Source organism: Flavobacterium sp. KACC 22758 (assembly GCF_028736135.1).
GTDB classification, from domain to species: domain Bacteria; phylum Bacteroidota; class Bacteroidia; order Flavobacteriales; family Flavobacteriaceae; genus Flavobacterium; species Flavobacterium johnsoniae.
The window spans coordinates 2,460,851-2,486,860 of sequence record NZ_CP117878.1; the positions used below are offsets into that span (position 1 = coordinate 2,460,851).

General features: G+C 35.5%; 23 protein-coding genes. 9 read left to right on the forward strand and 14 right to left on the reverse strand.

Going from position 1 to position 26,010, the window contains the following annotated elements; translation table 11 throughout:
* Positions 1–8: 8 nt before the first annotated feature.
* From PQ462_RS10500 to PQ462_RS10510, 3 genes are read left to right on the forward strand one after another with little or no spacing between them, the layout of a single operon-like run.
* A complete protein-coding gene (locus PQ462_RS10500) occupies positions 9–2,429 on the forward strand; it encodes a sugar-binding domain-containing protein (protein ID WP_274253426.1) in 2,421 nt (806 codons plus the stop codon).
* Between the two features lie 24 nt (positions 2,430–2,453).
* Positions 2,454–3,812, forward strand: coding sequence for a glycoside hydrolase family 27 protein (locus PQ462_RS10505; RefSeq protein ID WP_274253427.1), 1,359 nt, complete (start codon positions 2,454–2,456; stop codon positions 3,810–3,812).
* On the forward strand, positions 3,812–5,743 hold the full coding sequence (locus PQ462_RS10510) for a family 43 glycosylhydrolase (protein ID WP_274253428.1): 1,932 nt from the start codon (positions 3,812–3,814) through the stop codon (positions 5,741–5,743). The genes PQ462_RS10505 and PQ462_RS10510 overlap by 1 nt, the downstream gene beginning before the upstream one ends.
* A 64-nt stretch (positions 5,744–5,807) precedes the next feature.
* Here PQ462_RS10510 and PQ462_RS10515 read toward each other — a convergent pair whose 3' ends face one another.
* A complete protein-coding gene (locus PQ462_RS10515) occupies positions 5,808–6,644 on the reverse strand; it encodes a T9SS sorting signal type C domain-containing protein (protein ID WP_274253429.1) in 837 nt (278 codons plus the stop codon).
* Positions 6,645–7,179: 535 nt separating this feature from the next.
* Between PQ462_RS10515 and PQ462_RS10520 the strand changes: the two genes are divergently transcribed.
* On the forward strand, positions 7,180–7,806 hold the full coding sequence (locus PQ462_RS10520; RefSeq protein ID WP_274253430.1) for a Crp/Fnr family transcriptional regulator: 627 nt from the start codon (positions 7,180–7,182) through the stop codon (positions 7,804–7,806).
* 104 nt (positions 7,807–7,910) lie between these two features.
* A complete protein-coding gene (locus PQ462_RS10525) occupies positions 7,911–8,276 on the forward strand; it encodes a helix-turn-helix transcriptional regulator (RefSeq protein ID WP_274253431.1) in 366 nt (121 codons plus the stop codon).
* 51 nt (positions 8,277–8,327) lie between these two features.
* Here the strand turns inward: PQ462_RS10525 and PQ462_RS10530 are convergent, their stop codons facing one another.
* The gene (locus tag PQ462_RS10530) at positions 8,328–9,278 is read right to left on the reverse strand and encodes a hypothetical protein (RefSeq protein WP_274253432.1); all 951 of its coding nucleotides are present in this window, start codon (positions 9,276–9,278) and stop codon (positions 8,328–8,330) included.
* Between the two features lie 272 nt (positions 9,279–9,550).
* Here PQ462_RS10530 and PQ462_RS10535 point away from each other — a divergent pair, with 272 nt between their 5' ends.
* Positions 9,551–9,928, forward strand: coding sequence for a response regulator (locus PQ462_RS10535; RefSeq protein WP_274253433.1), 378 nt, complete (start codon positions 9,551–9,553; stop codon positions 9,926–9,928).
* On the opposite strand, the gene PQ462_RS10540 is transcribed toward PQ462_RS10535, so the two are convergent.
* From PQ462_RS10540 to PQ462_RS10575, 8 genes are all read right to left on the reverse strand, one after another.
* Positions 9,929–10,831, reverse strand: a complete 903-nt coding sequence (locus PQ462_RS10540) for a magnesium transporter CorA family protein (RefSeq protein WP_274253434.1) — start codon at positions 10,829–10,831, stop codon at positions 9,929–9,931.
* Positions 10,832–11,031: 200 nt separating this feature from the next.
* A complete protein-coding gene (locus PQ462_RS10545) occupies positions 11,032–11,703 on the reverse strand; it encodes an SRPBCC family protein (protein ID WP_274253435.1) in 672 nt (223 codons plus the stop codon).
* A 28-nt stretch (positions 11,704–11,731) separates the two neighbouring features.
* Positions 11,732–11,956, reverse strand: coding sequence for a hypothetical protein (locus PQ462_RS10550; protein ID WP_274253436.1), 225 nt, complete (start codon positions 11,954–11,956; stop codon positions 11,732–11,734).
* A 240-nt stretch (positions 11,957–12,196) separates the two neighbouring features.
* The gene (locus PQ462_RS10555) at positions 12,197–12,685 is read right to left on the reverse strand and encodes an STAS/SEC14 domain-containing protein (RefSeq protein WP_274253437.1); all 489 of its coding nucleotides are present in this window, start codon (positions 12,683–12,685) and stop codon (positions 12,197–12,199) included.
* Positions 12,686–12,765: 80 nt separating this feature from the next.
* Positions 12,766–13,524, reverse strand: a complete 759-nt coding sequence (locus PQ462_RS10560) for an SDR family oxidoreductase (RefSeq protein WP_274253438.1) — start codon at positions 13,522–13,524, stop codon at positions 12,766–12,768.
* A gap of 78 nt (positions 13,525–13,602) precedes the next feature.
* Entirely contained in the window at positions 13,603–15,792 is a 2,190-nt protein-coding gene (locus PQ462_RS10565; RefSeq protein WP_274253439.1) for a hypothetical protein, read from the reverse strand.
* 562 nt (positions 15,793–16,354) lie between these two features.
* Entirely contained in the window at positions 16,355–17,851 is a 1,497-nt protein-coding gene (locus PQ462_RS10570; protein ID WP_274253440.1) for a PAS domain-containing sensor histidine kinase, read from the reverse strand.
* An 18-nt stretch (positions 17,852–17,869) separates the two neighbouring features.
* Positions 17,870–18,319 (reverse strand): response regulator, encoded by a 450-nt coding sequence (locus PQ462_RS10575; RefSeq protein WP_274253441.1) that lies wholly within the window; start codon positions 18,317–18,319, stop codon positions 17,870–17,872.
* Between the two features lie 810 nt (positions 18,320–19,129).
* Here PQ462_RS10575 and PQ462_RS10580 point away from each other — a divergent pair.
* A complete protein-coding gene (locus tag PQ462_RS10580) occupies positions 19,130–19,585 on the forward strand; it encodes a response regulator (RefSeq protein WP_274253442.1) in 456 nt (151 codons plus the stop codon).
* A gap of 158 nt (positions 19,586–19,743) precedes the next feature.
* Positions 19,744–21,972 carry an ATP-binding protein gene (locus PQ462_RS10585; RefSeq protein ID WP_274253443.1) on the forward strand — a complete coding sequence of 743 codons (2,229 nt, stop codon included), beginning with the start codon at positions 19,744–19,746 and terminating at the stop codon, positions 21,970–21,972.
* A gap of 47 nt (positions 21,973–22,019) precedes the next feature.
* Here PQ462_RS10585 and PQ462_RS10590 read toward each other — a convergent pair whose 3' ends face one another.
* On the reverse strand, positions 22,020–22,484 hold the full coding sequence (locus PQ462_RS10590) for a response regulator (protein WP_274253444.1): 465 nt from the start codon (positions 22,482–22,484) through the stop codon (positions 22,020–22,022).
* A 752-nt stretch (positions 22,485–23,236) separates the two neighbouring features.
* On the opposite strand from PQ462_RS10590, the gene PQ462_RS10595 reads away from it, so the two are divergent.
* Positions 23,237–24,067, forward strand: a complete 831-nt coding sequence (locus tag PQ462_RS10595) for a T9SS sorting signal type C domain-containing protein (RefSeq protein WP_274253445.1) — start codon at positions 23,237–23,239, stop codon at positions 24,065–24,067.
* A 115-nt stretch (positions 24,068–24,182) separates the two neighbouring features.
* Here PQ462_RS10595 and PQ462_RS10600 read toward each other — a convergent pair whose 3' ends face one another.
* Genes PQ462_RS10600 through PQ462_RS10610 form a run of 3 tightly spaced genes read right to left on the reverse strand, consistent with a single transcriptional unit; the run spans position 24,183 to position 25,887 of the window.
* The gene (locus PQ462_RS10600) at positions 24,183–24,755 is read right to left on the reverse strand and encodes a DUF4833 domain-containing protein (RefSeq protein ID WP_274253446.1); all 573 of its coding nucleotides are present in this window, start codon (positions 24,753–24,755) and stop codon (positions 24,183–24,185) included.
* An 18-nt stretch (positions 24,756–24,773) separates the two neighbouring features.
* On the reverse strand, positions 24,774–25,199 hold the full coding sequence (locus tag PQ462_RS10605; protein ID WP_274253447.1) for a GtrA family protein: 426 nt from the start codon (positions 25,197–25,199) through the stop codon (positions 24,774–24,776).
* Between the two features lies 1 nt (position 25,200).
* Positions 25,201–25,887 (reverse strand): CDP-alcohol phosphatidyltransferase family protein, encoded by a 687-nt coding sequence (locus tag PQ462_RS10610; RefSeq protein WP_274253448.1) that lies wholly within the window; start codon positions 25,885–25,887, stop codon positions 25,201–25,203.
* Positions 25,888–26,010: the final 123 nt, after the last annotated feature.

The window sequence follows — 26,010 nt, forward strand, 5'->3', positions numbered from 1 at the left end:
ATACCAAAGTGTTTAAAAATAAGATCTTACTGCCCGTACTTTTTCTTTCGTGTTTTTCAGCGTTAGCACAAATTTCGTTTGGAGATGCAAAGAAAATAAATGACAATTGGAAATTTAACCTTCAGGATATTTCTGATGCTAAAAACGTCACTTTTGATGACAGTAAATGGAAACAAGTAAACGTACCGCACGACTGGAGTGTGAAAGGACAATTGAGTTCGACTTTGGCAAGCTGTACAGGTTATCTGCCAGGAGGAATTGCGTGGTATAGAAAATCCATAAATATTCCGCAGAGCAAAGCAGGCGAAAAAGTGTATTTATATTTTGAAGGCGTTTACAATAGAAGCGAAGTTTTTATCAACGGTCATTCATTAGGAAAACGTCCAAACGGATATATTTCGTTTGCTTATGATGCTACAGAATTCGTGAAATTTGGAAACGAAAATACTATTTCGGTTCGTGTAGATCACAGTCAAAGCGCCGATTCACGATGGTACAGTGGTTCTGGAATTTACAGAAATGTCTGGTTGGTTTATGCAAATCCGATTCATATTGCACAATGGGGCGTTTATGCCTATCCAGAAGTACAAAATGGAAATGGAGTTTTGAATGTTGAAGTAGAGGTAGAAAATAATGCTGCATCAAAAACGGCTTTAACCGTTGTAAATGAATTATTTTTTAAAGGAAAATCCATTGCAAAATCTTCTTCAAAAACAACCATTTTTGCTAATACTAAAGGAAAAATTGCAGCAAAAATCAACGTTAAGAATCCGAAGCTATGGGATTTAGAAAATCCGAATTTGTATCAGCTGAAAACTACGGTTTTACAAAACGGAAAAGAAATCGACAAAACTGAAACACAGACTGGTTTTAGAAGTTTTACGTTCGATGCCAATAATGGTTTTGCCCTTAACGGAAAATGGATGAAGATGAAAGGTGTTTGTCTGCATCATGATGCCGGTGTTTTAGGATCGGCAGTTCCAAGAGAAGTTTGGAAAACCAGATTAGAAACGTTGAAAGAAATTGGAGTAAATGCCATTCGTACGAGTCATAATCCGCAGGCACCCGATTTCTATGAACTTTGTGATGAATTGGGTTTATTGGTTTTGAATGAAGCTTATGACGAATGGGAGTTTCCAAAGCGCAAATGGTTACAAGGCTGGAATTACGGTACGCCGGGTTACGAAGGTTCGTTTGATATTTTTGCCGATTGGGCAGAAAAAGATTTGGAAGATTTTGTACGACGCGACAGAAACCATCTTTCGGTTTTTGCATGGAGTATAGGCAACGAAGTAGATTATCCAAACGATCCGTATTCGCATCCCGTTTTAGACAAAGGAAAAGAAGGCTTTGGACAGGCAACTTACGGTGGTTATAAAAAAGATGCTCCCGATGCGATGCGTCTTGGGGCGATTGCAAAACGTTTGGTTGCAGCAGTTAAGAAGTATGATAAATCGCGTCCGACAACGGCAGGTTTGGCTGGAGTAGCCATGTCTAACGAAACAGAATATCCAGGAGCTTTGGATATTACAGGATATAATTATACCGAAAGTAAATACCAGTCAGATCACGAAAAATATCCAAATCGTGTTATTTATGGAAGTGAAAATACACACGACATGCAGCCTTGGCTTTCAGTTAAAAACAACAAACATATTTTTGGGCAGTTTCTCTGGACAGGGATTGATTATCTGGGAGAATCGGGAAGATGGCCTTCTAGAGGATTTTATTCTGGTTTGGTTGATTTTGCTGGTGTTATCAAACCACGAGGTTATTTTCGCCAATCTTTATGGTCAGATAAACCGATGATATATTTGGGAACTTATCCGCTTGTAAATGAAAAAGATATTTCTAAAGATGCCTGGTCAATCTGGAATTACGAAGAAGGACAAAAAATACGCGTGGTTTGTTATACCAATGCCTCAAAAGCACGTTTAGAATTGAATGGAAAAGTAGTCGGCGAAACGAAATTATATGATGAAAAAACCGGCATTATATATTGGGATATTCCGTTTGCATCTGGAAAATTAGAAGCAGTTGGATTGGATAAAAATGATAAAGAAGTAAGCCGTTATGCGATTAATTCAACACAACAGCCTTTTGAATTAACGATTGCAGATAAAAATAGTACCATCAATAAAGACAAAGGGGTTGCGAAAATCATGGTTCAGGTAAAAGACCTAAACGGACTTCCGGTTATGCTTTCTGATAATGAAGTAACTTGTACGATTGCAGGTCCTGGAACTTTATTAGGTTTAGAAGCTGGAAACAACAGCGATATGACCGATTACACCGATAATGTTCAAAGAGTTTTTCACGGACATATTGCGGCTTATATTCAGGCAAATGGCGATTCGACAGAACCAATTAAAGTTAAATTTACAAGTCAGTGGTTAAAACCTGTAGAGGTTACTATTAATGTCAAATAATTTAAAAATATCTCATTGGCAGCTATGAAAAATAAAATCACATTGGTGTTAGGAATCATTTTGGTTTCGATTTCTTCACATTCGCAAAATAAATTCCAAAAAGAAGAATTCAAACAATGGGCACAAACACCGCCAATGGGCTGGAACAGCTGGGATTGTTACGGGCCGACAGTCGAAGAACACGAGGTAAAATCGAATGCCGATTATATGGCAAAAGAGCTTAAGAAATTTGGCTGGGAATATGTAGTAGTTGATATTCGATGGTTTGTCGAAAATGATAAAGCGGGAGGTTACAACCAAACCGATCCGAGATATGTTATGGATGAGTACGGGAGATATCTTCCGGCTGTAAATCGTTTTCCATCAGCCAAAGACGGACAGGGTTTTAAACCTTTAGCGGATTATATTCATAAAAAAGGATTGAAATTCGGAATCCATATCATGAGAGGGATTCCGAAAAAAGCAGTCGAAAACAAACTGCCGATAAAAGGAACAAACGGAATTACCGCAGACCAAGTTTATTCTACCGCTTTGCAATGTGAATGGTTGAGAGATAATTATACCGTTTTAGCAGACAAACCAGGTGCGCAGGAATATTATGATTCTATTTTTGAATTGTATGCGCAATGGGGCGTAGATTTTATTAAAATTGATGATTTATCACGACCTTATCACGAAGGCGAAATCAACTTAATTCGAAACGCGATTGACAAATGCGGCCGTAAAATTGTCTTGAGCACTTCGCCGGGAGAAACGCCGATTTCGGCTGCCTCACATGTAAGCACGCATGCTAATATGTGGCGTATGGTTGACGATGTTTGGGATACATGGCCGCATATAACACATTTAATGGATGTGGCTCAAAAATGGTATTCGTATATCGCTCCGGGAACTTGGCCGGATTGTGATATGATCCCGTTAGGAAGAATTTCAATCAGAGGCGAACGCGGAAAAGATCGAATGACCCGTTTGACAAAAGACGAGCAATATACTTTAATCACGTTTTTCAATATCTTTAAATCACCATTATTTTTTGGTGGTGATTTGCCCAGCAATGATGCTTTTACGCTTTCATTATTAACAAATAAAGAAGTCGTAAAAATGCACAACGAAAGCACAGATGTAAAACAGCTTTTTCAGAAAGATGGGAAAATTGCTGTTACTTCAAAAGCAAAAGATGGAAGTGTTTATCTCGCATTATTTAATATAGCTGATAATGCTTCTCAAAAAGTTTCTGTAAATCTTTCAGATCTTGGAATTTCAGGTTCTGTCGATGTTTTAAATATGTGGACAGGAGAAAAATCAAAGGTGAATTCAACAGAAATTGGTACCGATTTAAAACCGCACAGTTCTGTTTTGTACCAATTAAAAAGTAAAAAATAATGAAAAGATTGGTTTTCTATTTTCTGATATTAGCGAATTTTTTTAGTCCAGCGAAAGCTCAAAATACGGCAAGTGGAATTCCGCCCGTTCTTGCTGAAAAAGATTTGACGGCTTATTTATTTGTTTATTTTATTGGAAATAAAGTCGAAGAAGAAGCAGTTAATTATGCCGTAAGTACAGATGGTTATCATTATTACAGTCTTAATAATAACAAACCAATTTTAGACAGTAAAACAATCAGTTCAACAGGAGGCGTTCGTGATCCGCATATCCTGCGCGGTGAAGACGGCAAGACATTTTATATGGTTTTGACCGATATGACTTCTTCAAAAGGCTGGGACAGTAATCGTGCGATGGTTTTGCTAAAAAGTACTGATTTGGTAAACTGGAAGAGCAGTGTTGTTAATATTCAAAAAGCATTTTCGGGAAATGAAGATTTAAAACGAGTTTGGGCACCACAGACGATTTATGATGCAAAAGCGGGTAAATACATGATTTATTTTAGTATGAAACATGGCAATGAACTTGATAAAATCTATTACGCTTACGCGAATGCGGATTTCACGGCTTTAGAAAGTGCTCCAAGACTGCTTTTCGTTCCAAAATCAAAAGGCGCTTGTATTGATGGCGATATTATTCTAAAAGACGGTGTGTATCATCTTTTCTACAAAACAGAATCGGAAACGGCAGGCATAAAAACAGCCGTAACCAACGATTTGACTTCTGGAAATTGGACTGAAAATGATAATTATCTGCAGCAAACCAAAGAGAAAGTTGAAGGTTCAAGTATCTTTAAACTCAATAATTCTGATGAATATATTTTGATGTATGATTTGTATTCAAAAGGAAAATATCAATTTACGAAAACCAAAGATTTAGAAAATTTCACGGTTATAGATCAAGATGTCTCAATGGATTTTAAACCGCGTCACGGAACCATTCTTCCGATTACGCGTTCTGAATTGAAACGAATTACTGCAAAATGGGCAACGCCGTCGCAGCTTTCAAAAATAAATAACAATCCAGTTTTAGAAGGATATTATGCAGATCCTGAAATTCTGTATTCAAACAAAACTAAAAAATATTATATCTATCCCACAAGCGATGGATTTAATGATTGGTCAGGATATTATTTCAAAACATTTTCGTCTGATAATTTAGTAGATTGGAAAGATGAAGGTATAATTCTGGACCTAAAAAAAGACGTGTCTTGGGGAAACAGAAATGCTTGGGCACCATGTATTGTAGAGAAGAAAATCAAAGGAAAATACAAGTACTTCTATTATTTCACGGCGGCACAAAAAATTGGTGTTGCCGTTTCTGATCATCCAACAGGACCTTTTAAAGACAGCGGAAAAGCAATCGTTGCAGAAAGACCTCAAGGCATAAAAGATGGTCAGGAAATTGATCCGGATGTTTTTACGGATCCTAAAACAGGAAAAAGTTATTTGTATTGGGGAAATATGTACATGGCCGCTGCAGAATTAAATCCGGATATGGTTTCGCTAAAAGAAGGAAGTACTAAAATAATTGAAGTAAATAAAACTTTTAGAGAAGGAACATATGTAATTTACAGAAACGGTAAATATTATTTCTTTTGGAGTGAAGATGACACGAGAAGTCCAAATTACAAAGTCAGATATGGTATTTCAGATTCACCGCTTGGACCTCTTGAAATACCGCAGAATAATATTGTCATTCAGGGAATTCCAAAACAGGGAATTTATGCAACGGGACATAATTCAGTTTTGCAGATTCCCGGAAAAGACGAATGGTATATTGTGTATCATAGATTTTCGTATCCAACAGGTATTAAAATGGGTCGTGCGGGCGGTTTTCACCGAGAGGTTTGTATAGATAAATTAGAGTTTAATCCAGGAGGATCAATAAAGGAAGTAGTTCCTACTCATACTGGAATTGAAAAATTTTAGCAGTATAAAAAAGCACGCGGAATCTTATGATATCCGCGTGATAATTTTTTAAGACTTAATTGCACTAGAAAAGTATCTTCTTAGTAATTGTATTTCCATTATTCAGTATTGTTTTAACGAATAAAACTTGAGATCCTGACTCAATACTCGAAATCTCTAATTCTGCTTTTTCGATTTTTTGGACTATGTAAAGCAGCTTTCCTGCAGCATCAAAAACAGAAACCTGTTTTAAAGGTGAATGGTTAGATTTTATTTTTATGATTTTATTTTTTGAAGTAACAATAAGACCCAATGGGGAATTTTCAAAATTATCTAATCCCAAGTTTTTATCCGGACTGTAACTTAAAACAAAACGATCTGTAAAAACACCTGTTAGAGTAGAGAATGTATAATCTCCGCTTTTTAAATTATGAACAGTTCCGGTTTCTTTATCATGTAAATAAATAGCCCTGTTGTTTAATTCGCCTTCTACATGATCTATGGATATATTCATATCTCCCGTTATGTTAGATTTGTAGCCCAAAGGTATAGTATCTGCTGGGTCAAAGGGAACTGCGCGTCCTTGAATAACCAGTTTTTTATCATCGTTAATACTGTAAAAATCTGCATAGGGATTGGAGTCCATTGTGAGAGCATCATAATTATGATCCCATCCATTGGTCGCTCCTGTGATATAGGCGATCAAAATTTGTTTAAAAAGACCCTGTGTATTTGTTAAGTTAATCCATACCCGGTGTCTCTCGGTTTCAAATACACTTACTGATTTTGCAGGAAAGTCAGCTCCAAAGTTTTGAATGGATACAGCTTCGAGATTGACAGCACAATGAACAGGGAGAGGGGTCGAAAAAAGAATGGAATGAACAGGAAAAAGCAGTACAGATGATAAGAAAAGTTTTTTCATAATACGATAATTTAAATATTTAATAAAAGCTATGCGCTGATACCTTAGTTCTTTTAAAACTTTAAAAATTATCAATAGGAAAACCCAATAGAATAAATATTCTAAAACTAAAATTACAGATAAAATTATGTGTAGTTTTTATTCCTAAATTGAGATAATTTTTAAGTTTTCAATTAGTATTGGATCTGGAAAAGAAAAAATAAATGATTTATAATTAAACATTTAAAAAAGATGTTTTACATCGATTTTTTTTAATCTTTAGTCGATCACTCGAAATGTAAATATAAGATTTAAGCTATATTTTAAAGAGTCTGAATAGGAATGAAATATGAGTAAAAAGAATAAAATATAGTTTTAAAAAATATCTAATTGCCTTTTTATCAAAGCTTGGGAAATGAAATATCCTATGTGTATTATGCTCACCGCCAAAAAAATGATTAAATGAACATTTAATTTCTGCCCTATGCTGTTGATATTTTTAAGAAATTTTCACGGTCTTTGCGGCGTTAATTTATATATGCCAATAAAAACAGAGATGAAAGCCAAAGAAATTGAGATTCTTAAAAATAATGGGATAGATACTCTCTATCGATTGATTTTGAGATATGTACCTATTAGTGATGATGAATGGAAGTACTGCGAGAGTAAGTTCAGCAGCAGTTATTTCCCTAAAAAGACAATGCTTTTAGACCAAAATGAGGTCTGCGATAAAATTTTCTTTATTGCCAGCGGATTACTGCGTATTTATTTTTCTGATGAGAGAGGAGAAGAAAAGATATTTCATTTTTGTATGGAGGATACCTTTGCTACTGATTATGAGAGCTTTTTAAAGAATGTGCCTTCAAATTTTTCAATACAAGCTCTTGAGGATAGTGTAGTTATAATAATTACTCTTGAAATGCTGCAAAGTTTATACGCGACCCTTAGAAATGGTGAGAAGCTCGGAAGGCTTATTACAGAGGATTATTTTTTTATGCTCAATGAAAAAATCAAGGCTTTTTATATGCATTCTCCAATGGAGCGCTACAAAGCAATGAATATTCAGTTTCCCGGACTTATACAGAGAGTGCCTCAGTATTATATTGCTTCCTATCTCAATATTAGTCCTGTACATCTCAGCCGTTTGAAGTATACTTTGAAAAAAAAGCACCCAAACGGTTAACATTTGTTATTGCAGGAAAGCTTAAGGTTTATTTATTTGCGGTGACAGCTGATTTAGCATTTTAAATCAGTTGTGAATTTAATCGTAATAAAAATCCAAGTTTCATGTCCAGTAAAATAAATGACAATATAAAAATTATTAGAGAGCTTAAAAATTATACCCAGGAATATATGGCTTTAAGGCTTGGTATTACCCAGGCAGGCTACAGTAAGATTGAAAAAGGCTCCAGTACAGTAAGTTTTGAAAAGTTAGAAGAAATTGCTCTAATCTTTGAAATGGATGTGAGAAACATTATAAAGTTTGATATCAGTCTTTACCTTGACCCTGTTTTTGAGAAAAGCCCTGCTCCTGAAGAGCAGGGGATTCTTGTAAGCAGACTCTATAATGATAAGATTGATCTTCTGGAAAAACTGCTGGATAAAACTAATAGGGAACTAAATTTGTATAAAAATAAATTTGGCTGTCTTTGATGCTGTTTTTTTGAAAGCTGATCTGCAATTGGGGTGATGATTTTATCTGATCTAATTCTCAATTTGGGTGCCTTTGGCCACCAGACGAAACAAAGGTTCATATTTTTTCAGCTGAAGATCAAGATTTTGCTGGACTGGCACAGGACCAATGCTGCCCTGCAGACAGTATAATTTCTGGTCGTTAGAAAGCATAAACTGGAGCATTCGGACTTTCATATTATTGAGGGGTGAATCCAAAGTTTCCTCGATTTCAACCATTAAGCCCGGCATGTTGTCAATAGTAACCGGTTCTGTGCGGATAATCCTGCTTTGCGGAGGTATCATTTCCTTTACAGATTTTTCATTAAGGGAAAAGTTTTGATATTCTTCCGGCAGTTCATGAATTACGATCAGTATTTTTTCGTTTCCTGTCCCGTCACAGCTTGTAAACTGCTGCACTGCAGCGGGCATATCAGCTTCCTCAGCTGTCCAGCTTTTGGGTATAGGAAGTGTAAGTACGGTTTCTTCTGCTTTTGGATGACCTTCTGTAGTGAAGTTTATGGTATGGCCGTCGGTAATTTCTCTGTGAGGAGCGTCATGGTAGGCGAAGGAAATAATTCCTTTGTGAACAGCGGCATCTTGTTCGAATGCAATTTTGTCTTTGACATTTTCAAGAAATTCGCCTGCATATTCTTTCTTTTGAATCGGATTTTTCAGCTGTTCATTTATAAGTGAGTCGATGTGTTTTTCCAGACTCCTAAATTGCGAATCATCGAGTTCTTCGTCTAGAAAGTGTGCAATATTTTTCTCTGCTCTGCCAAATATGGCCTGAGTGCTTTTTTCCAGAGTTCTGACTTCTTTTGCAAAAGATGGAAACTGCATGGCGACTTTTGCCAGAGCAGCACTTTGGCCTTTTAAATGGGCGTAAGTCTCAATAGCAAGCTGTACTTTTGGTGAAAAGTGTTCCTGCGGATAACAAAGACATGTATACAAAAAGGTGAAAAGTATTGATATCGTTCTCATTGTCTGTTTTTTATTGTTCAAAACCATTCTGATAAGACCGCAATTTTAAGCACTGACAAAGCAATAATAGGTCTGAGAAAAACATCTCATAAACACAAAAATAAATTTTGAGAAAGAACTGTGTTTATATAATTTTTTCAGATTGTTATAAGATTTCTACTTTTATGTATACTTAGCATAGGAGCAGGAAGTATTATTACATATGTTTTTATTATTTGAAACCGTAACAGATTAAAATACGTAACTATAACAGCAGATTAAATTGTACAACAATGTTATATAAAAATATTTTACTTATTGATGATGACCCGGAGGATGCAGAAATATTCATGGAAGCTGTTCAAAAACTGAATAAAGGAGTAAAACTTCAATGGGCAGTAAATCCACAAAAGGTTTTTAATGAAATGCAGTCTGCAGAGCAGCTGCCAGATCTTATTTTTTTGGATTATAATATGCCCCTAATTAATGGAGGGGAACTGCTGGAAAAGCTAAAAAGTAATAACAGGCTTTCCAGTATCCCTGTAATTTTAATTTCAACCCCGTCTGAGGAATTCATGAAACTGAAGCTTGAACAAAATGCAATCATAAAGTACTTTAAGAAGCCTAACAGTTATTCAGAACTTATTGCGATACTCGATTCAATTTTATAATCAAAGCCATTTCTTTCTTTTAAACCAGAAAAAAATCAAAATAGATATAACAAACATTGATATAATGGTGAGAGGGTATCCAAAAGGCGATTCTAATTCAGGCATAAATTTGAAATTCATCCCATATATTCCCACTATAAAAGTTAGCGGCATAAAAAAGACCGAGAAAACCGTAAGGATTTTCATGACATCATTAGTTTTACGGGCAGAGAGGGAAAGATAAATATTGAGCAGGTTGTTGGCATCTTCCTGTACCTGATCATAGAGCAGGACCAGCTTGGTATGCAGGTCACGTACATCACGCTGCGCAGGACGTTCTTCTCCCTCGGCTTTGATCGAGTTTACCACTTCGTTGCTCAGCAGGAGCAATTTTTTGTAAAGCCCTGCACGGTTTTTCAGATAATAAATGTCTTCGATCATATCATCGGGTATATTTTTCTTTAAAAACAGGGTGGATTCATAAGAATCAATATCGGCAGATAGTTTCATGGCAGGTTCTTCAAATGAACGAAGGGCATCTCCCACAATATGTATGGCAATTCCTGAAGCAGATTTTATTCTTCCTGTACTAACCAGACTTTCCCTGATATTCTGAATCAAAGGCTGTGCACAGCGGTGTATGGTAATGATAAACTTATCAGTAAAAAACACGGCAATTTTGCTGCTCAGGCTTTGTATGGTGGGAAGTTTCTGTTTTTCGTCGTGCAGGAGCCTGATAATAAAAAAATGAGTATCATTATGCTCTTCATATTTTGGAAGATGATCTGGATCGAGCGAGTCGAGCAGGGCATAGGAGTTCAGGCTATATTTACTGCTGACTGATTCAATGTCTTGCTGTGTAGGATTGTATATATCAATCCAGGTGATCTCAGTACCTTTTATCTGACAGGTGCTTAGTGCCATAATCTTTTTTGTTTGTATGGTGAATTGGCAATAAGACGTATAAGACGGTATTCTACAATATTTTTCATCATGATTTTATAAGTAGAAATTTTTCTTTTTTTATTAATGTTTTTATTTAAAACCAGACAGGAAGTAAAACCTTTTGAAATCCTGATTCAAAAGGTTTTAAGAAACAATCAAAAAATCTTGTTTATAAGTGTTTATTGTTTGGTTTCAAGGTAAGATTTAAATCCTTTAATATCATCGCGTACGATTTTCTCAAAAATAGGGTTCAGCAGTTTTGCTGCACCTTGACCGGCAATTCCCAGAGGGGCACGATAAGATATGGTGATGTCTATTTCGGTGGTGTCTCTATGAGCTTTGAACAGTACTTTTCCAAAGTTTTTAACCGGCGCATCATGGGTAGACTGCCAGCTTAACATCTTTTCCTTTTGGTCTTTAATGATTTCCGCTTTCCAGTTCAGTGATCCAATGCCTGCTGGTCCTTTAGCGGTCCATTCTGATTGTGTACTATTGATTGTTTTCACTGATTCCAGATGGTTCATGAATTTTGGAAGATTCTCTAAGTTGCGCCAAAAGGCATAAACCTCACTAATAGGTTTATTGATAGTAATATTGGTCCTAATATTAACATTAGAACCTTTGTCATTTTTAAGATGATCTACAGCGCTGTAAATTGGGCAATAGCCGCTGATACCTCTGGCAAGCATGGCGCCTCCAGATGTAATCTGCAAAATGTTTTTCTTTTCCTGGGTCAAACCTTTGTACAACAGATAAGATCCTGCCGCTGTCATAAGGATGCGTTCAAATGGAGAAACATTTATATTGCTTTTTGAGCTTACTTTTCTATTGGATATAGTTGAAGTATGCATAGCTTATATTTTTAAGAATTATATACTGTTAACTGTTAGTTGCGGCGCTTCCTGTGCTTCCGGCACCTCCAGAATTGTTGTTGCCGCCTTCTTTTTCATAGCGGTCAGGATCTGTTCCGTCTTCGTCACGCTCTTCGCCCCAATCTCCTGTGTTGACATGCTCATTTGGATTCTTATCTGCAGCTGCATTTAACTGTTGGTGGTACGGACATTTTTGAAGTTCCTCATTGCTGTAATTATGTAAATTTTCCATGACTATTAAATTTTAAGTTTTTTAATAATCCTAAATTAAAACAAGATGATGCTTTACAGATTACATAGAAAATTATTTTTTTTATCAAATTACCATTGCATTGCAGACTCATTTTGGTAAAATTATTAGAAGTATAAAGTAATAAAAGCAATTACCGGAAGTATAACATTCTCAATACTTTTCTAATCTTTTAAAAAATAATATGGCATCAGATATAAAATGAGATTTGTAATATCTAAATTATGGTTTGTAATTATAATCAATATCATCAGAATCTGAATAGCCGTTAGATTGATTTTCTTCACCTAAATCATCAGGATCAATAAAGGGTTCATTTCCCACTTCCTGTGTATTAAAAACCGGAAGTTCTTTTCCCTCAACCCAGTTTAAAGCCTCCTGAAAACTTTCTTTTTTATAACATCGAAATTCGCCTGATACAATGTACCGAAATGAATTGGTAAAAGAAATTGCTTTTTCACATTCTGTTACCACAGCTGTACGATTCCATTTTCCAAGATTACGAAGTCCGATCAGAGTATCCTCAAGCCAGGCAGAAGTATTGAAATTTTCGACTTCGTTATCAATTAAAAATAAAAAATTGATCTCGTTGATTCGTTTCATTAAAGCTGTTATAGAGGGAATTATTACTGTTTTGTAATCATATGCCGTTATCTCACCGACAGTTCTAAAAGCAGCTGCGTTGTCTGATGTTTCAATTTTTAGGATCATATTGAATAAAAATTAAATCTATTTTTCTTTGGGGAACATTTTAGCTGCTTTATAAAAATCAGCAATGCTTCCTGGTTCAATTAAATAAGCTGAAGATGAGGCCTGATCTGCATGGTTACAATATCACATCTTTTGGGCTGGGAAAGGCAAAATAATGTACTCATTGCAATGTCGTATGCTTCAAGCATCTCCATTTTTTCTATCTTCTCTTCCTGTTCTGCATTGGTTCCGGGCTGCATGTCGCTTGTCACCGCTCCCGGTTCAATTAATGAAACTTTAATTCCTAATGGATTTAATTCCTTTCGCAGCGAAGTGCTGAATCCTCTTATAGCAGATTTAGTTGCTACATATATTGTACTTTTTGCTTCTTTACTTTCTGCACTCATCGATCCGATATTGATAATATGTCCTGATTTTTGCTGCTTCATCCTTGATGCTGCTTCCTGAGCAAATGCGAGATAACCGGTAATATTGGTATCTATAATATATTTATAATCATCATAGCTTTCGTTAGTTATTCCTGGAGCTCCCAAAGCAGCATTGTTGATGAGGATGTCAATGCCGCCGAGTTCATTGTCTGCTATTTCTAAGATTTTCTGTATATCTTCTTTTTTAGTGACATCTGCTGGAGTACCGTAAACTTCGCTTCCGGGAAATTGTTTTTGAATATCTGCAACGGCATCTTTGAAATCCTTTTCATCTCTTCCAAAAATCAGCACCCTGCCGCCAAGTGATACCAGTACATCTGCAATTGCTTTTCCTATTCCGGTTGTTCCTCCTGTTATCACTATTTTTTTATCTTTAATGTTCTGTCCAAAATAATCTGTTAATTTTTCCATTCTATATTTTTTTATAAAGTAATTACTATTTATTGTTTGAGTATTGCGCATTCTGCCATTTTGATACTTTGCCTTGATTCAATATTCCCATTTAATTTTAACCAGACCTCTGCCTGAAATTTTATAATCATGTATTTCTGCATCCTTGTGGAAAGCGCTGAGAAGTTCCTTATCCTGAAAGACAGTCATTTTAATACTTCTCTTACCCAATTTCAGTATTTTCAAATTGCAGCACATTTCCTTATCGCCGTCAAGATGGATGGTAATTGATTTTCCTGTCTTGCTTTGGTGCATAATGGGATAGTCGATAAAAATTAAAAAGTCTTCATCGATTTTGATGTATTGTCTTGGTACTACGCCAAATGCCATTCCGGCACCGTAAACTTCCTGACCTACCTGACCGCTTTTTTCCCAGCCATTGTAGAGATCTTCCAAAGGGATCCACAAATCATGCTGGAGCTCACCAGTTTTTACTTCATCAGAAAGCATTTCTTTCGGAAGTAAGGGAGGATAGTAGTAGGCAATCCTGTTAACGGCATATTTAACAAACTCAGGAATGAGTGTCTTTACTGCAGGCAGTAATTGCACATCTTCGGCCTGAATTAAATATTCTGATAAAGCGGCATATACTTCCAACTCTTCATATGCAGCAGTGTAAGGCGCATCATTGAGTGGAAATATCGAAAAGAAATTGGTGTAATTTTTTCCAAATCCATACCTGCAGTCATACAGCTGTACATTTTTAAATAGCCCGGCAAGACATATATAACTAAGATCGAGATATAATTTTTTTGAGGTAATTTTGTATAATTCTAACAAAGCGCCGGCAGCAAAGGCAGTATTATTGGCTTGGTATAAAATAGAAACGCCGAGATCCTCTAGCTTTTTTGCCGCTTTTTCAGCTTCTTTTAAATACCGTTTTTCTTTTGTGAGCTTATACACTAAAAGCATTAAATGAGCGTAGGAACCCGGAACATCATTTTCTCCTCCGGCTCCGGGTGCAGTTTCTTTTTTTATAATTTCCAGTGTTTCCATATTATAAAATACAGGCCATTTATAATCAAAATGATGGGCGGTCCTGATTACATAATCAATAGCATCCAATAGAAGCTGCTCAGCTGTTTTATTACCATGAAGCGCCAGTCTTGCCAAATTCATAAGCGGATGGTGGAGGTACCAGGAATCCATCACCATTTCTTTTTTCTGTTCTTCTGAGCCATCCAGTTGCTGCGCAAGAGAGGGAAGCCAGCGGTTTATACACTTTATTTTTGGATCGTAAAATGAAGGAAGTCCTTTAATTAAATCATCACACACCGGTTGTTTCTCGCCGCTCCATTTTTCATATTCTTTGAAAGGAATTAGTACAGCGAGCTGCACCATACTTTCAGCGGGAGTTTCATAATCGCATAAGTAGGCATTTAGATACGGGATTCCGTTTTTTTGAGTCCATGCACCCTTATTATTTGTTAAATCGGTAATTACCTTTTTTGCGATGTCGGGCCAGTTATTATATTCAATTTCGGGCTGTTGCAGCACTTTATATATCTTGACAAGATTGTTTAAAAAGTGTTCGCAAATGACAGCTGGTTTATTTACAACTTCAGTCTGCAGTATGACATAAGCATCTGAAAGGATAAAAGCTTTACCGGCAGGAAGAGGCAGTTTATCAGTGGATGGCAGCTGAAAACCAACTTCCGGCCATTTTCCGCCAACTGTATTTTTAGATTCAGTTTGAGTAGCTTCACAATATTCAGATAATGAGGTGAGATTTTGGAAATAAAAAAACGACCCGGTCTTAGGTTTTGTTATGCTGGCAAACAATAATCCTGAGCGGGATCCAAATTGTTCCATATGAATTATACCATTGGTATTTTCAACACTTCCATTTTTTGTCAGCGGAATAATGTCACGGGGCCAGAACGGTATCATCAACGGAACAGCAGCCGTAAATGTGGTGGTATAGTGTAAAACAGGCACTGCTGTATCCGGAAAATTTATGCGGACTTCATAACTCCCAAGTCTTGAATCCAGAATAACCACAATACTATCCTGGTCATCAAATAGATTGGATACCTCAAAACAGCTGTTCATGGCAAAAGCGGCACGAAAAGCTACTTTTCCGCCATTGGGCATAATGGCTGTAATCCAAAGAGAATCACCTGTGTTATAAAGCTGATAGGTAAAGGAACTAATTTTTCTTTCTAAAAGTATTTCACTATTTTCAATATCTGCCTGAGCAGTCGCGCTCCAAGGGGTAACTGTATGCATAATGATAAATTTAGTTCGTTATATAAAGTGCTTAGTAATAAGCATCAGCCGCATTTAGTTCCTGCGGTGGAATCAATCTGGTATTAAAGATAAATTCCCGCTATCACCGTACCGAAAGAGATAGCCATAAAGTAAATGAATAGTCCGTACCTGCGTAAAAATGCCTCCATGATATTTTTATTTGAAACAAATTTCAGCAGAACCATTAATTTTTTCTTTACATAATTTATATAACATTTTATAAGATTTTACCTAATTGAGGTTTAAGTAAAATTTCAAGAAAAGGAGTTTTTTGTTTATTATAAGTATTTGGTATGTGGATTTTTAAAGCGTATCCGGCAATCCGCATCAATGCTATTACGCGAACAATTACTGAAACCTCATTGTCTGCTTCGATTTCTGAGCAATGACTGCATTAAAGAAAATAATGGTTTTATTTTTAACGGAATAATTAATAAACTGGCCGCTTAATTGTAAATCTGTCTTTGGAGAGCAATTGAAAACTACCGTATAAAGAGTAAATATCTAAGCTCTTTTGATATAATCAAAATGTAAAGTCATATTAATGTAAGATATCTGCGGGGAATGTAATTTCAAAAACAGCACCTGTAGCTTCAGGTTTAACATAAATCATTTTCCCGTTATGGCGTTCAACTATTTTTTTGCAGAGTGCCAGTCCTAACCCGGTTCCTTCATACTCATCTTTCGAATGCAGTCTTTCAAAGACATTGAAGATTCTCAGGGAATTTTCGATTGAAATCCCTATACCGTTGTCCGTTATTGTAATTAGCAGTTTTTCAGAGTCAAAACTGCAGTCAATTTTGATATGAGAATCAAAATTATCACGAGAAAACTTCAGGGAGTTGGCAATAAGGTTATAAAACAGCTGATGGAATAAAATTTTTGACCCGTTTAAAAGAGGCATTTTTTTGTGCTCAATGACTGCATGTTTTTCGACAATTTTTATTTCAAGATCTTCCTTTATATTTTCAATAATATGGTTCAGGTCTACAACTTCGTTCAAATCCGGACTGCCGGCAGAGGAATAGTTTAATATGGAGTCAATCATTTCTGTGAGACGTGCAGCGCTTTTATTAATTTTATGGGCATACTGGCTCATTCTTGGTTTTTTATCATTATCTAAATCTTCTTTAAGAATATTGGAGAACAATAGCAATTTGCGAACCGGCTCTTTTAAGTCATGGCTGATCACGTGCCCAAACTGTTTCAGGTCATCATTAGAGCGTCTGAGTTCAAGTGTTCGCTGTTCCACCAGCTGCATAAGCTCCTGGGCATTTTCTTTCTGTACAGTAATGTCCTGAGCTATTCCTACGATAGTATTCTCCTTGTCATCACTCTCTGATAGTGAACCGGAAAATCGTATCCATTGCAGTTTTTTATTGTTTATAACCCTCAGCTCACAGTTTAAGTCTGCTGTTTCTGAGAGTGTTTCGAGTGCATTGTGCCATAACGCTATATCTTCCGGATGGATAAAAGACACCAAAGTATTGAGTGTAAACTCACGCTTTTCCAGTCCAAAAAAGTTTGTAAAACGTTTTGACCCTCTCATAAGACCTTTTTTGATATCTATTTCGAATATTCCAAGCTGTGAGGATTCAACAGCCAGTCTTAATTTCTTTTCAATTTCTATAGTCTGCTGCCGGGCAACGTTGAGTTCTGTTACTTCAGCGGCCGTATTCATTACGCCGTAGACTTCTCCTTCCGCGCCAAAAATGGGTGTAAAGTTGTAATTGAAATAGTGCGGTTTCAATTTGCCATTTACAACAATGTCAACTCGTGCATTTTTTGCTTCATATGATTTTCCAGTATACAGTACCTCGCGGAGCTGATCAAATATCTGCTGGTTTTCAAGTTCAGGAAGAATTTCTGTATAGTTTGTCCCTATCACATTAGGTCCTTTTCCATAGGTTTTAATCATGGACTGGTTTGCCAGTACAATTTTCATTTTATCTCCTGTGTATACTCCGATTGGAAAAGGCGCTGTATCTATAACATCACGTAAAACCTTTTCTCTTATTGATTCTGGAAGATCCATCATGCTGGCAAAAAATAATAATTAAATTTTAATGTGAAAGTTCTCAAAGGCAGGCTGCCGTACATCTGTGTGAGATACCAGAGACATCGCTTTGCTTATCAGTCTGGAAAGATGATTGTATTCCGAAGGTTTTGTAATGAAATAATTGGCGCCAAGCGAATACATTTTCTGAATGTCGTCGGGACTGTTACTGGTACTGAAAATAACAATTACATGGTTTTTTAACTCCGTTGAAGTTCTGATTTTTTCAAGACATTCGGGTCCTGATACTACAGGCATATTAAGGTCTAAGAAAATCATGTCCGCTTTTGGATGCGGCGGGCCCTCAAGCAGTGTTAGCAATGAACCCCCGTCATTTGAAACAGACAGCTTGACATCCGGAAAGTTAGTTTTAAAAACCTCGGAAAAAAAATCACAGTCATCTAAATCGTCATCTGCAAGCAGAATATGTTTAAATAATTTTTGAGTCATAATAATTTCATTATCATAGTTCTTCATTAGCATAAGCACAAATATGCAATTTAATAGCCCATAACGATGGGTAAATATATTCAGAATTTTTAATACGACCTATACTATTAATATAATAAGCCCGCTTAAAAAAGCTCGGCAATATTTTCAGATTCATGTTCTGAATCTGTAAAATTCCTGCCTTATGAAGAATAAATGCCTGATTAGGTAAGATAGATAAGAAGAATTATATGCTGAAAATGTAAATGACTTCATATTATGTATATAAGTTTATTGCAAAAATCAAAAATAGGTTAGTCTGTTTATTTTTACTTACATAATTCTGCGCTGTTTTTATATAATTTAAAAGTTTCAGATTGAATTTGTCAGTTATTTCTACTTGTTTCAAAGTATTAAATAGTAATGAATGATTTATAACAGGCTGCATTATAAATATTTAAATTATGTAATATAACTTATTCAATCTATAAACAGAGCATTTTTGTATTTGGTTAACTTTGCTTATAATGTTTTATTAATTGAATTGATACTGCTGTAAAGCGGATTGAAAATATAATTAGTGTAAAGTTTTTTTTATTTTTATATCCTTTAAGAGATTTAATATTTAAAAATTACCTTATTTATTATAACAAAATAATCATTATCAATTTCTTGAAAATATAAGCATTTACTAAAAAAAGAAATTATTCTTGATTACTTATTAATTTTAGAAATAATTTTCTCTTTCTCTTGTTTTGAAGAGAATGTATACCTAAATTTACTTACATCATTGCGGCTCAAAAATAGTGCTGTAATACTATATTAATATAAATGAATAGAAAGATAATTTTACTGGTGGATGATGATTGTGATGATGCTGAATTTTTTAAGTGGGCAATGGTTGGAACAGAAGAAAGTTTCGCCGTTAAATTTGTGGACAGCGGTGATGCTGCGCTGGATTTACTGTCCCAATTAGATTCACTGCCTGATTTGATATTATTGGATGCCGGAATGCCGAAAATGAACGGCTGGGAGTTGCTTAAGCTTATTAAGCAGGATCTGCGTTTTGGAGAAATACCAATTGTAATGATGGCAACTTCATCAAGAATGAAAGGTATTGACGATGCACATTCTTTAGGTGCGGAAGCATACATTGTAAAACCTTCAGACTTTGATGAATTAAAACAGATCATGCAGCAGCTTTGCATTGGTGTGCAGACAGATTTAAAAAGCACGCTGGCAGCCATGCGCTCAAATTTACCAGAAAATATTTATACATTTAATTGATACAATAAGCAATTATTTTAAATATAAAATATCGACAATTTTATAATTGTTGCAGTAACGTTACAGTTGTAGTTTCCAGCTCTAAAAGCATGAAGAGTGCTTTCTAAATTCAGTTATTAATGAAGTTTAAAGATATAGTTAACCGTGATTTGGTTACGTTGACCAATTGCGACCAAGAACCTATACATATTCCGGGACAAATCCAGCCGCATGGCTTTTTAATTGGGCTTACTAATGACTGGATAATAGACTATTGCACCAGTAATATTTCATCTTTCATTCCCCTAAGCCATACTCAGGCATTAGGAAATAAATTTGCAGCTGTTTTTGGCACACAAGCGCAGGAACGTATTTTTAGTTATATAAATTCAGATACGGTGCAGGATGTATTTCCTTTGGAAATAGAACTTCTTAACGAAAAGTTTCAGGTCAATATTCACAAAAGTGATGATATTTATGTTTTAGAAGCAGAACCTCAGTTCGACAAACAGATCCTGGCAGACGTTTATACACAGACTATCCAGTTTGTGACACAGATGAACAACACAAAATCGCTGAAAGATCTCTGTGCCCTGGTAGCAGAAGGCACAAGGGAAATAACTGGGTATGACCGTGTAATGATTTATCGTTTCGATGAACAGTATAACGGTGAAGTTTATGCAGAGAGCTGCAATAAAGATCTTGAACCATTTTTAGGATTGCATTATCCGCATACTGATATTCCGGTACAGGCCAGGGAACTTTACATAAAGAACCAGCTCAGGTTGATTGTAGATATTAATTATCAGGCAGTTCCTATTTTTACAATTGATGACAGCAAGGACAAAAACCTTGATTTAAGCCTTGCGATTTTAAGAAGCACATCGCCCATTCATGTTGAATATCTTAAAAATATGGGTGTCGGCGCAACGCTGACTATTTCACTTATACACCATGACCGTTTGTGGGGTCTTATTGCATGCCATCATTATTCGGAAAAGAATATTTCTCCTGCGGTGCGCCTTGCCGCAAAACTTCAGGGGCAGTTCATTACCTCGCAGATTGATATCCGGGAATCAAACGATGAAAATATTAATTCAAAGAAATCCATTGAAGCATTAGAGCGTTTAACAGCTCTTGATCTGCCGCTGTCTGAAGATTCCTTGAACGTTATAATCAAAATGCCCGAGCTGCTTGCCTTATGCAATTCAGGAGGAGTTTCGATAATGTTTCGAAATAAAATATACAGAAATGGCCTGACTCCGGAAGATGTACAGATAGAAGCTTTAGTGGAGCGAATAGAGAAGAAGAGAGCCGCCGAATTTTATACGACCAGAAAAATCAGCGATGATTTTCCTGAACTGGAAAGATCTTCCAATTTTGCCGGAGTAATTTATCATCCTCTTGGAAATTCCAATCACATCATCTGGTACAGGCCGGAAACTATCTCAGAAATTCACTGGGCAGGTGATCCGGAAAAAAGCATTGTTAAGGATGAAAAAGGGCTGCATCCAAGAAACTCATTTAATATCTGGAAAGAGACTGTTAAAGGACAGAGTACTATCTGGAGACAGTACGAAATAAATGCAGCAGCTAAATATGCCCATTCTCTTCATAATAATCTGATGATGATTCTGCTGAGTGAGGAAGAAGAAAGATACAGACTTCAAAGTGAAATCTTGAGAGAGACTAATTCTGAACTGGAAAATATAAACTGGATCAGTACACATGATCTTCAGGAACCTCTTAGGAAAATACAAATGATTACCTCCAAGCTGCTTTCTGAAAAAAAAGGCGACCGCGAAGATCCTGAATTTGATTCACTGGAACGTGTATCAAAATCTGCTGCAAGGATGCGTGGACTACTGCAGGATATTTTGAAATACACCCGTATTAAAAACACCAGAGAGGCGGCTGAAAAAATTGACCTTAATCTCATTTTTGAAGATACATTAGATGAAATCAGCGAAGCGATAACTGAAAATAATGCAGTTATTGAGTGTGAGAAACTTCCGGAAGTTAATGCAATTGGGTTTCTCATGAAGCAGTTGTTTTTAAATATTATTCAAAACTCCTTAAAATATGCTTCGCCTGACCGAGCACCTGTAATTAAAATTACCGCTTCGCAGGAGCCGGTACTTATAAAAGAGTTGTTTAATGTATATTGTTCCTGGGTTAAATTCTCGGATAATGGTATCGGTTTTGATCAAAAGTACGCAGATTCAATATTTAAAGTTTTTACAAGACTTCATACCCAGCAGCAATATAGCGGCTCTGGAATTGGACTGGCGCTGTGCAAAAAAATTATGCAGACATTAGGAGGAACAATTACAGCGGAGGGAAAAGTGGACCAAGGTACCTCCATTACCATTTATTTTCCCTGTGATTCGCAAGATACCCTTATCTAAAATTTAATATTTAACAAAATGCAGCCTGATTCCGGCTGGCAGAAAGATCAGATCGTAATGTTGAAATTTTCAAATGACGGCTGTTTGGTATGCGTCTCGGCCGCTAAAGACATGGCTTTGCTGATCAGCTTAACCAAATGCTGGTAATCAACCGGTTTGGTAATAAAATAGTTGGCTCCCATAGCATACATCTTTTCGATGTCAGAAGGGCTGCTGCTCGTGCTGAATATAATTACGATATGATTCTTTAGCTCAAGTGATGATCTGATTTTTTCCAGGCATTCTGCTCCTGATAGTATCGGCATGTTCAAATCTAAAAATATCAAATCGGCTTCCGGATTTGGAGGACCTTCAAGAAGATTGATTAAAGCGGCGCCGTCATTTGAAATGGAGAGTTTAACCTCTGGAAAATTCTCGTTGAAAACTTCAGAAAAAAAATCACAGTCATCCGGATCATCATCCGCTAATAAAATATGTTTATATGTTTTTTGGGTCATAATTCCTTGCTGCATTATGGCATTTTATCAAAGGTAAGATTTTTATGAATTTTGACAAATACCATAAAAATTGTGCAGCTTTTCTTCTAAAATTTGTGGACAGCCGTTCTACAATAGCAGCAGATTTCAAAAATACAGTTCTTTGCGGATGTAAAAAAGCCATATAGGGCAGTCCAGAAAGGTTTGGGCAGTATACAAAATAATATCGGAACTAAATATCTGTACCAGCTTTTGATATCTCTATATGAAAAAAATGTTATATATAGCGATGTTATATTTACATAATTTCCATTTCTAATATGGAAATTATGTAAAAAAAAGTTTTTAAAAATTATCTCTTCCACTAAGAAGGCCGCCTTTCTTTAAAAAGCGCCTAAAATCTACTCACCGGATTATTAAAAAGTATCAAATTCAGCTTAATTTTTATTGAAAAATAGTTTTATAATTATAGATATATTATTAACTTAAATATAGTATTTGATCGTTAAAAAGCAAAAAACATCGATGTAATGCCTTGTAAAAAGTATTCACATTTATTTTTTTTTGAGAATGGCCACTCAATTAACTGTTTTTTGCCAAACACTTTTCAAATACAATCTTTAATTTTAAATAACAGCGATAGCAAAAAAACTACTTTCATTTACGTATAAAAAAAGTTGTATTTTCAGAACATTGAGAATGTTCGTGATTTTCTATTGATGTTATTTAAATTTTAGAGAAAGTGTGCGCCGGCGCGTAATCCTTTAATAATTTTTAAATCAACACCTATGAAAAAACATTTCACCTCACCAAAATATTTTTTTATGCTATGGATTTTGCTGCTAGCTTCAAATCCTGTTAAATGTAATGTTTCACCAGTAAACATCGGATTTTTGAATTTTATAAAAAGTCCTTTTTCAAAGACATTTACCGCACCGGAAGACGAAAAACACCGTGTCTGGCTTAATTTAACAAATGACCAGGGGCTTTTCAAACAAATTTTAATAGGTTATATACCCGGAGCAACAAATGGATGGGATCATAATTATGATGCTCTGACCATGGATGCTAATAAATATGCTGATTTTTACAGCATTAATGAAGATAGAAAACTGGTTATTCAGGGACGGGCAGTTCCGTTTAACCCTGCAGATAGTATACCTTTGGGCTATAGATCCAGTATTATGGGGGATCTTAAGATATCTATTGATCATGCAGATGGTAATTTAACTGACGCTGATATTTATCTGCAGGATAATCAGACTGGCATTACTCATAACCTGAAATCCAGCTCTTACACATTTTCAACCCTTATTGGAACTTTTAATGATCGGTTTGTGATTAAATACGCCAGTAAAAACCTAGGACTTAATGAATTTAAAACAATTTCAGACACGTTTACAGTTGTTTCTAAAGGTAAGATCATTACTTTGAGATCAACTGATAAAACTCTACGAGAAGTTAATGTTTTTGATGTAACAGGAAAATTACTCTACAGTAATCAGAAAATTGGAGCCCGTCAATTAGAGATTCACAGCATTTACTCCGGCACTCAAGTTTTAGTAGTTAAAACTACATTAGGTAATGGAGACATAATAACCAGAAAAGTGCTCTTCTAATCTTTTTAAAGTAAAAAAAATGACCCGCAGATATCACTTGAGATTCTGCGGGCTTTTTTTATAAGATATGATTTCAAAAACTAGGGGCTGGCTAAAGTATTAAATGAGGATCTATTTAAAATAATATTCTTTCCGTAATTGTTTTATTTGAGGAAGCATCAATTCCGGTAACTTCGGCATACTTTACATTTGGTAACCAAAAAGATCCCCCTTCAATACGCACAAATATTTTTTCTAACTGTATTCTTTTCTGATTTACACTTACAAAAACATGATATTTTTGATCTTCCATTTTCTTCAGGGTTAAGGGAAACTTTTTATAGGATACAAATTGAAACTCAAACTCTTCATTATTTAATGTTTTACTTTCGATTCCATATGCAAATTTGCGTTGTATATAACTAAGATCTTTTTGTTCTCCCTTCTCAGCATATCGAATCCAGTAGGCTTTTATAGGATTGCTTTTGTTTATTTTTCCATTTTCCTGATAATTTAAGGCATACACAGCAGTGTTTGTATTGGGATCCCGCTGAATGTAAAACAGCATGTTATCTATATTCTTGGGTGTTGGAAAATTTAATGGTGATGGATTTTTAGATTGTGCCAGTAAATTTTGAGCCATTATATTTACTAAGATCGTTACAACGATTAGTGATTTTGTAAAATAATTGAAGGGTAATTTATTCATAACAAAATACTTATAATTTTATTTTAGTACATTTTGTTTTTTGTTTAACCTAAAAACCCAATATTTAATCAGCGGGTAATTAAATCCATATGAAACAAAACTATCTGTGATTAATCTTCCGATTCTGTAATCGATTTGAAATGTTTTTTGCAAAATAAGGGTGCCAAATGATTTTAATGAAATACTTCCTAGTACAACTACCGCAAATTTTAAAAGCTGACTATTGATATGACAGCTATACCCACATTGATCTTTAAATACCCAAAATCTATTGATGCTGAAATTGATAATTGCGCCAACAGTTGCTGAGATTAAAATAGAAAAGGTAAAATGCAGCTTAAATACTTCTGTTAATAGAATCATTAAGCTATAATCGGTAATACCGCCTAAAAATGCCGCAACTTGTGCCTGCAGAAAAGTTAAAACAGCTTTTTTCCTGAACATTTCAGCCTAGGTTTTTATCTTTTAAATCGCCCAGCTTTAAGAGTTTAATGCTGTCTATCGTATTAATTATAAATAATGCAATAGTGATTAAGCCTGCCAAATAGGTTATTGATCCAGGAAATAAAACTTCAATAATTAAAATTAAAGCAATAATAAATCTAAGTTCTGTTGGACCAACAAAGCCGGAATCGATACTATATTCATTTGTAATTTTATACCGTAACTGACTGATGATGATTGACCAGCCATACAATGTAACAAAAGCAAAGGCTAATACTTGTGTGCCATTTTTAGCATAAATGTAGTAGCCAAAGCCTATAAGTACAATACCAATCCAGTCGGCGATAATATCGAGTGCAAAACCATACCAGCGGCGCGGGGTATTTCTATAATAAGCCAATCTTCCATCTAAAGAATCGCCTAACCAATTTACAGCCAATCCAATAATACCCAAAAGCAAATACCAATCAGCCAGATAAGTTCCTAAAACAAAAGCTAAAAAAACGAATCCTGAACCAAGAGTTCCCATTAAAGTAAGCAGGTTTGGCGAAATGAATTTAGGCACTTTTGGAAGCAAAAATACAATCGTTAACTGTTCTGCTCTTTTTAAAACATTAGTCCGCTTGCGGTCTGAAAATGTTCTTTGCGCAATTGCATTATAATCCTCAACCTGTATTTCTTTTCCCATTATCAGCCCAATATTTGTAAACCTGACAGTATAGCCAATTCTACTTTTGCAATTTTCAATTTGATTTTTCTTTGCTTGCTTTTAAAAAAATCGGTGGTACTTTTTAGTTTACCTGATCTAACC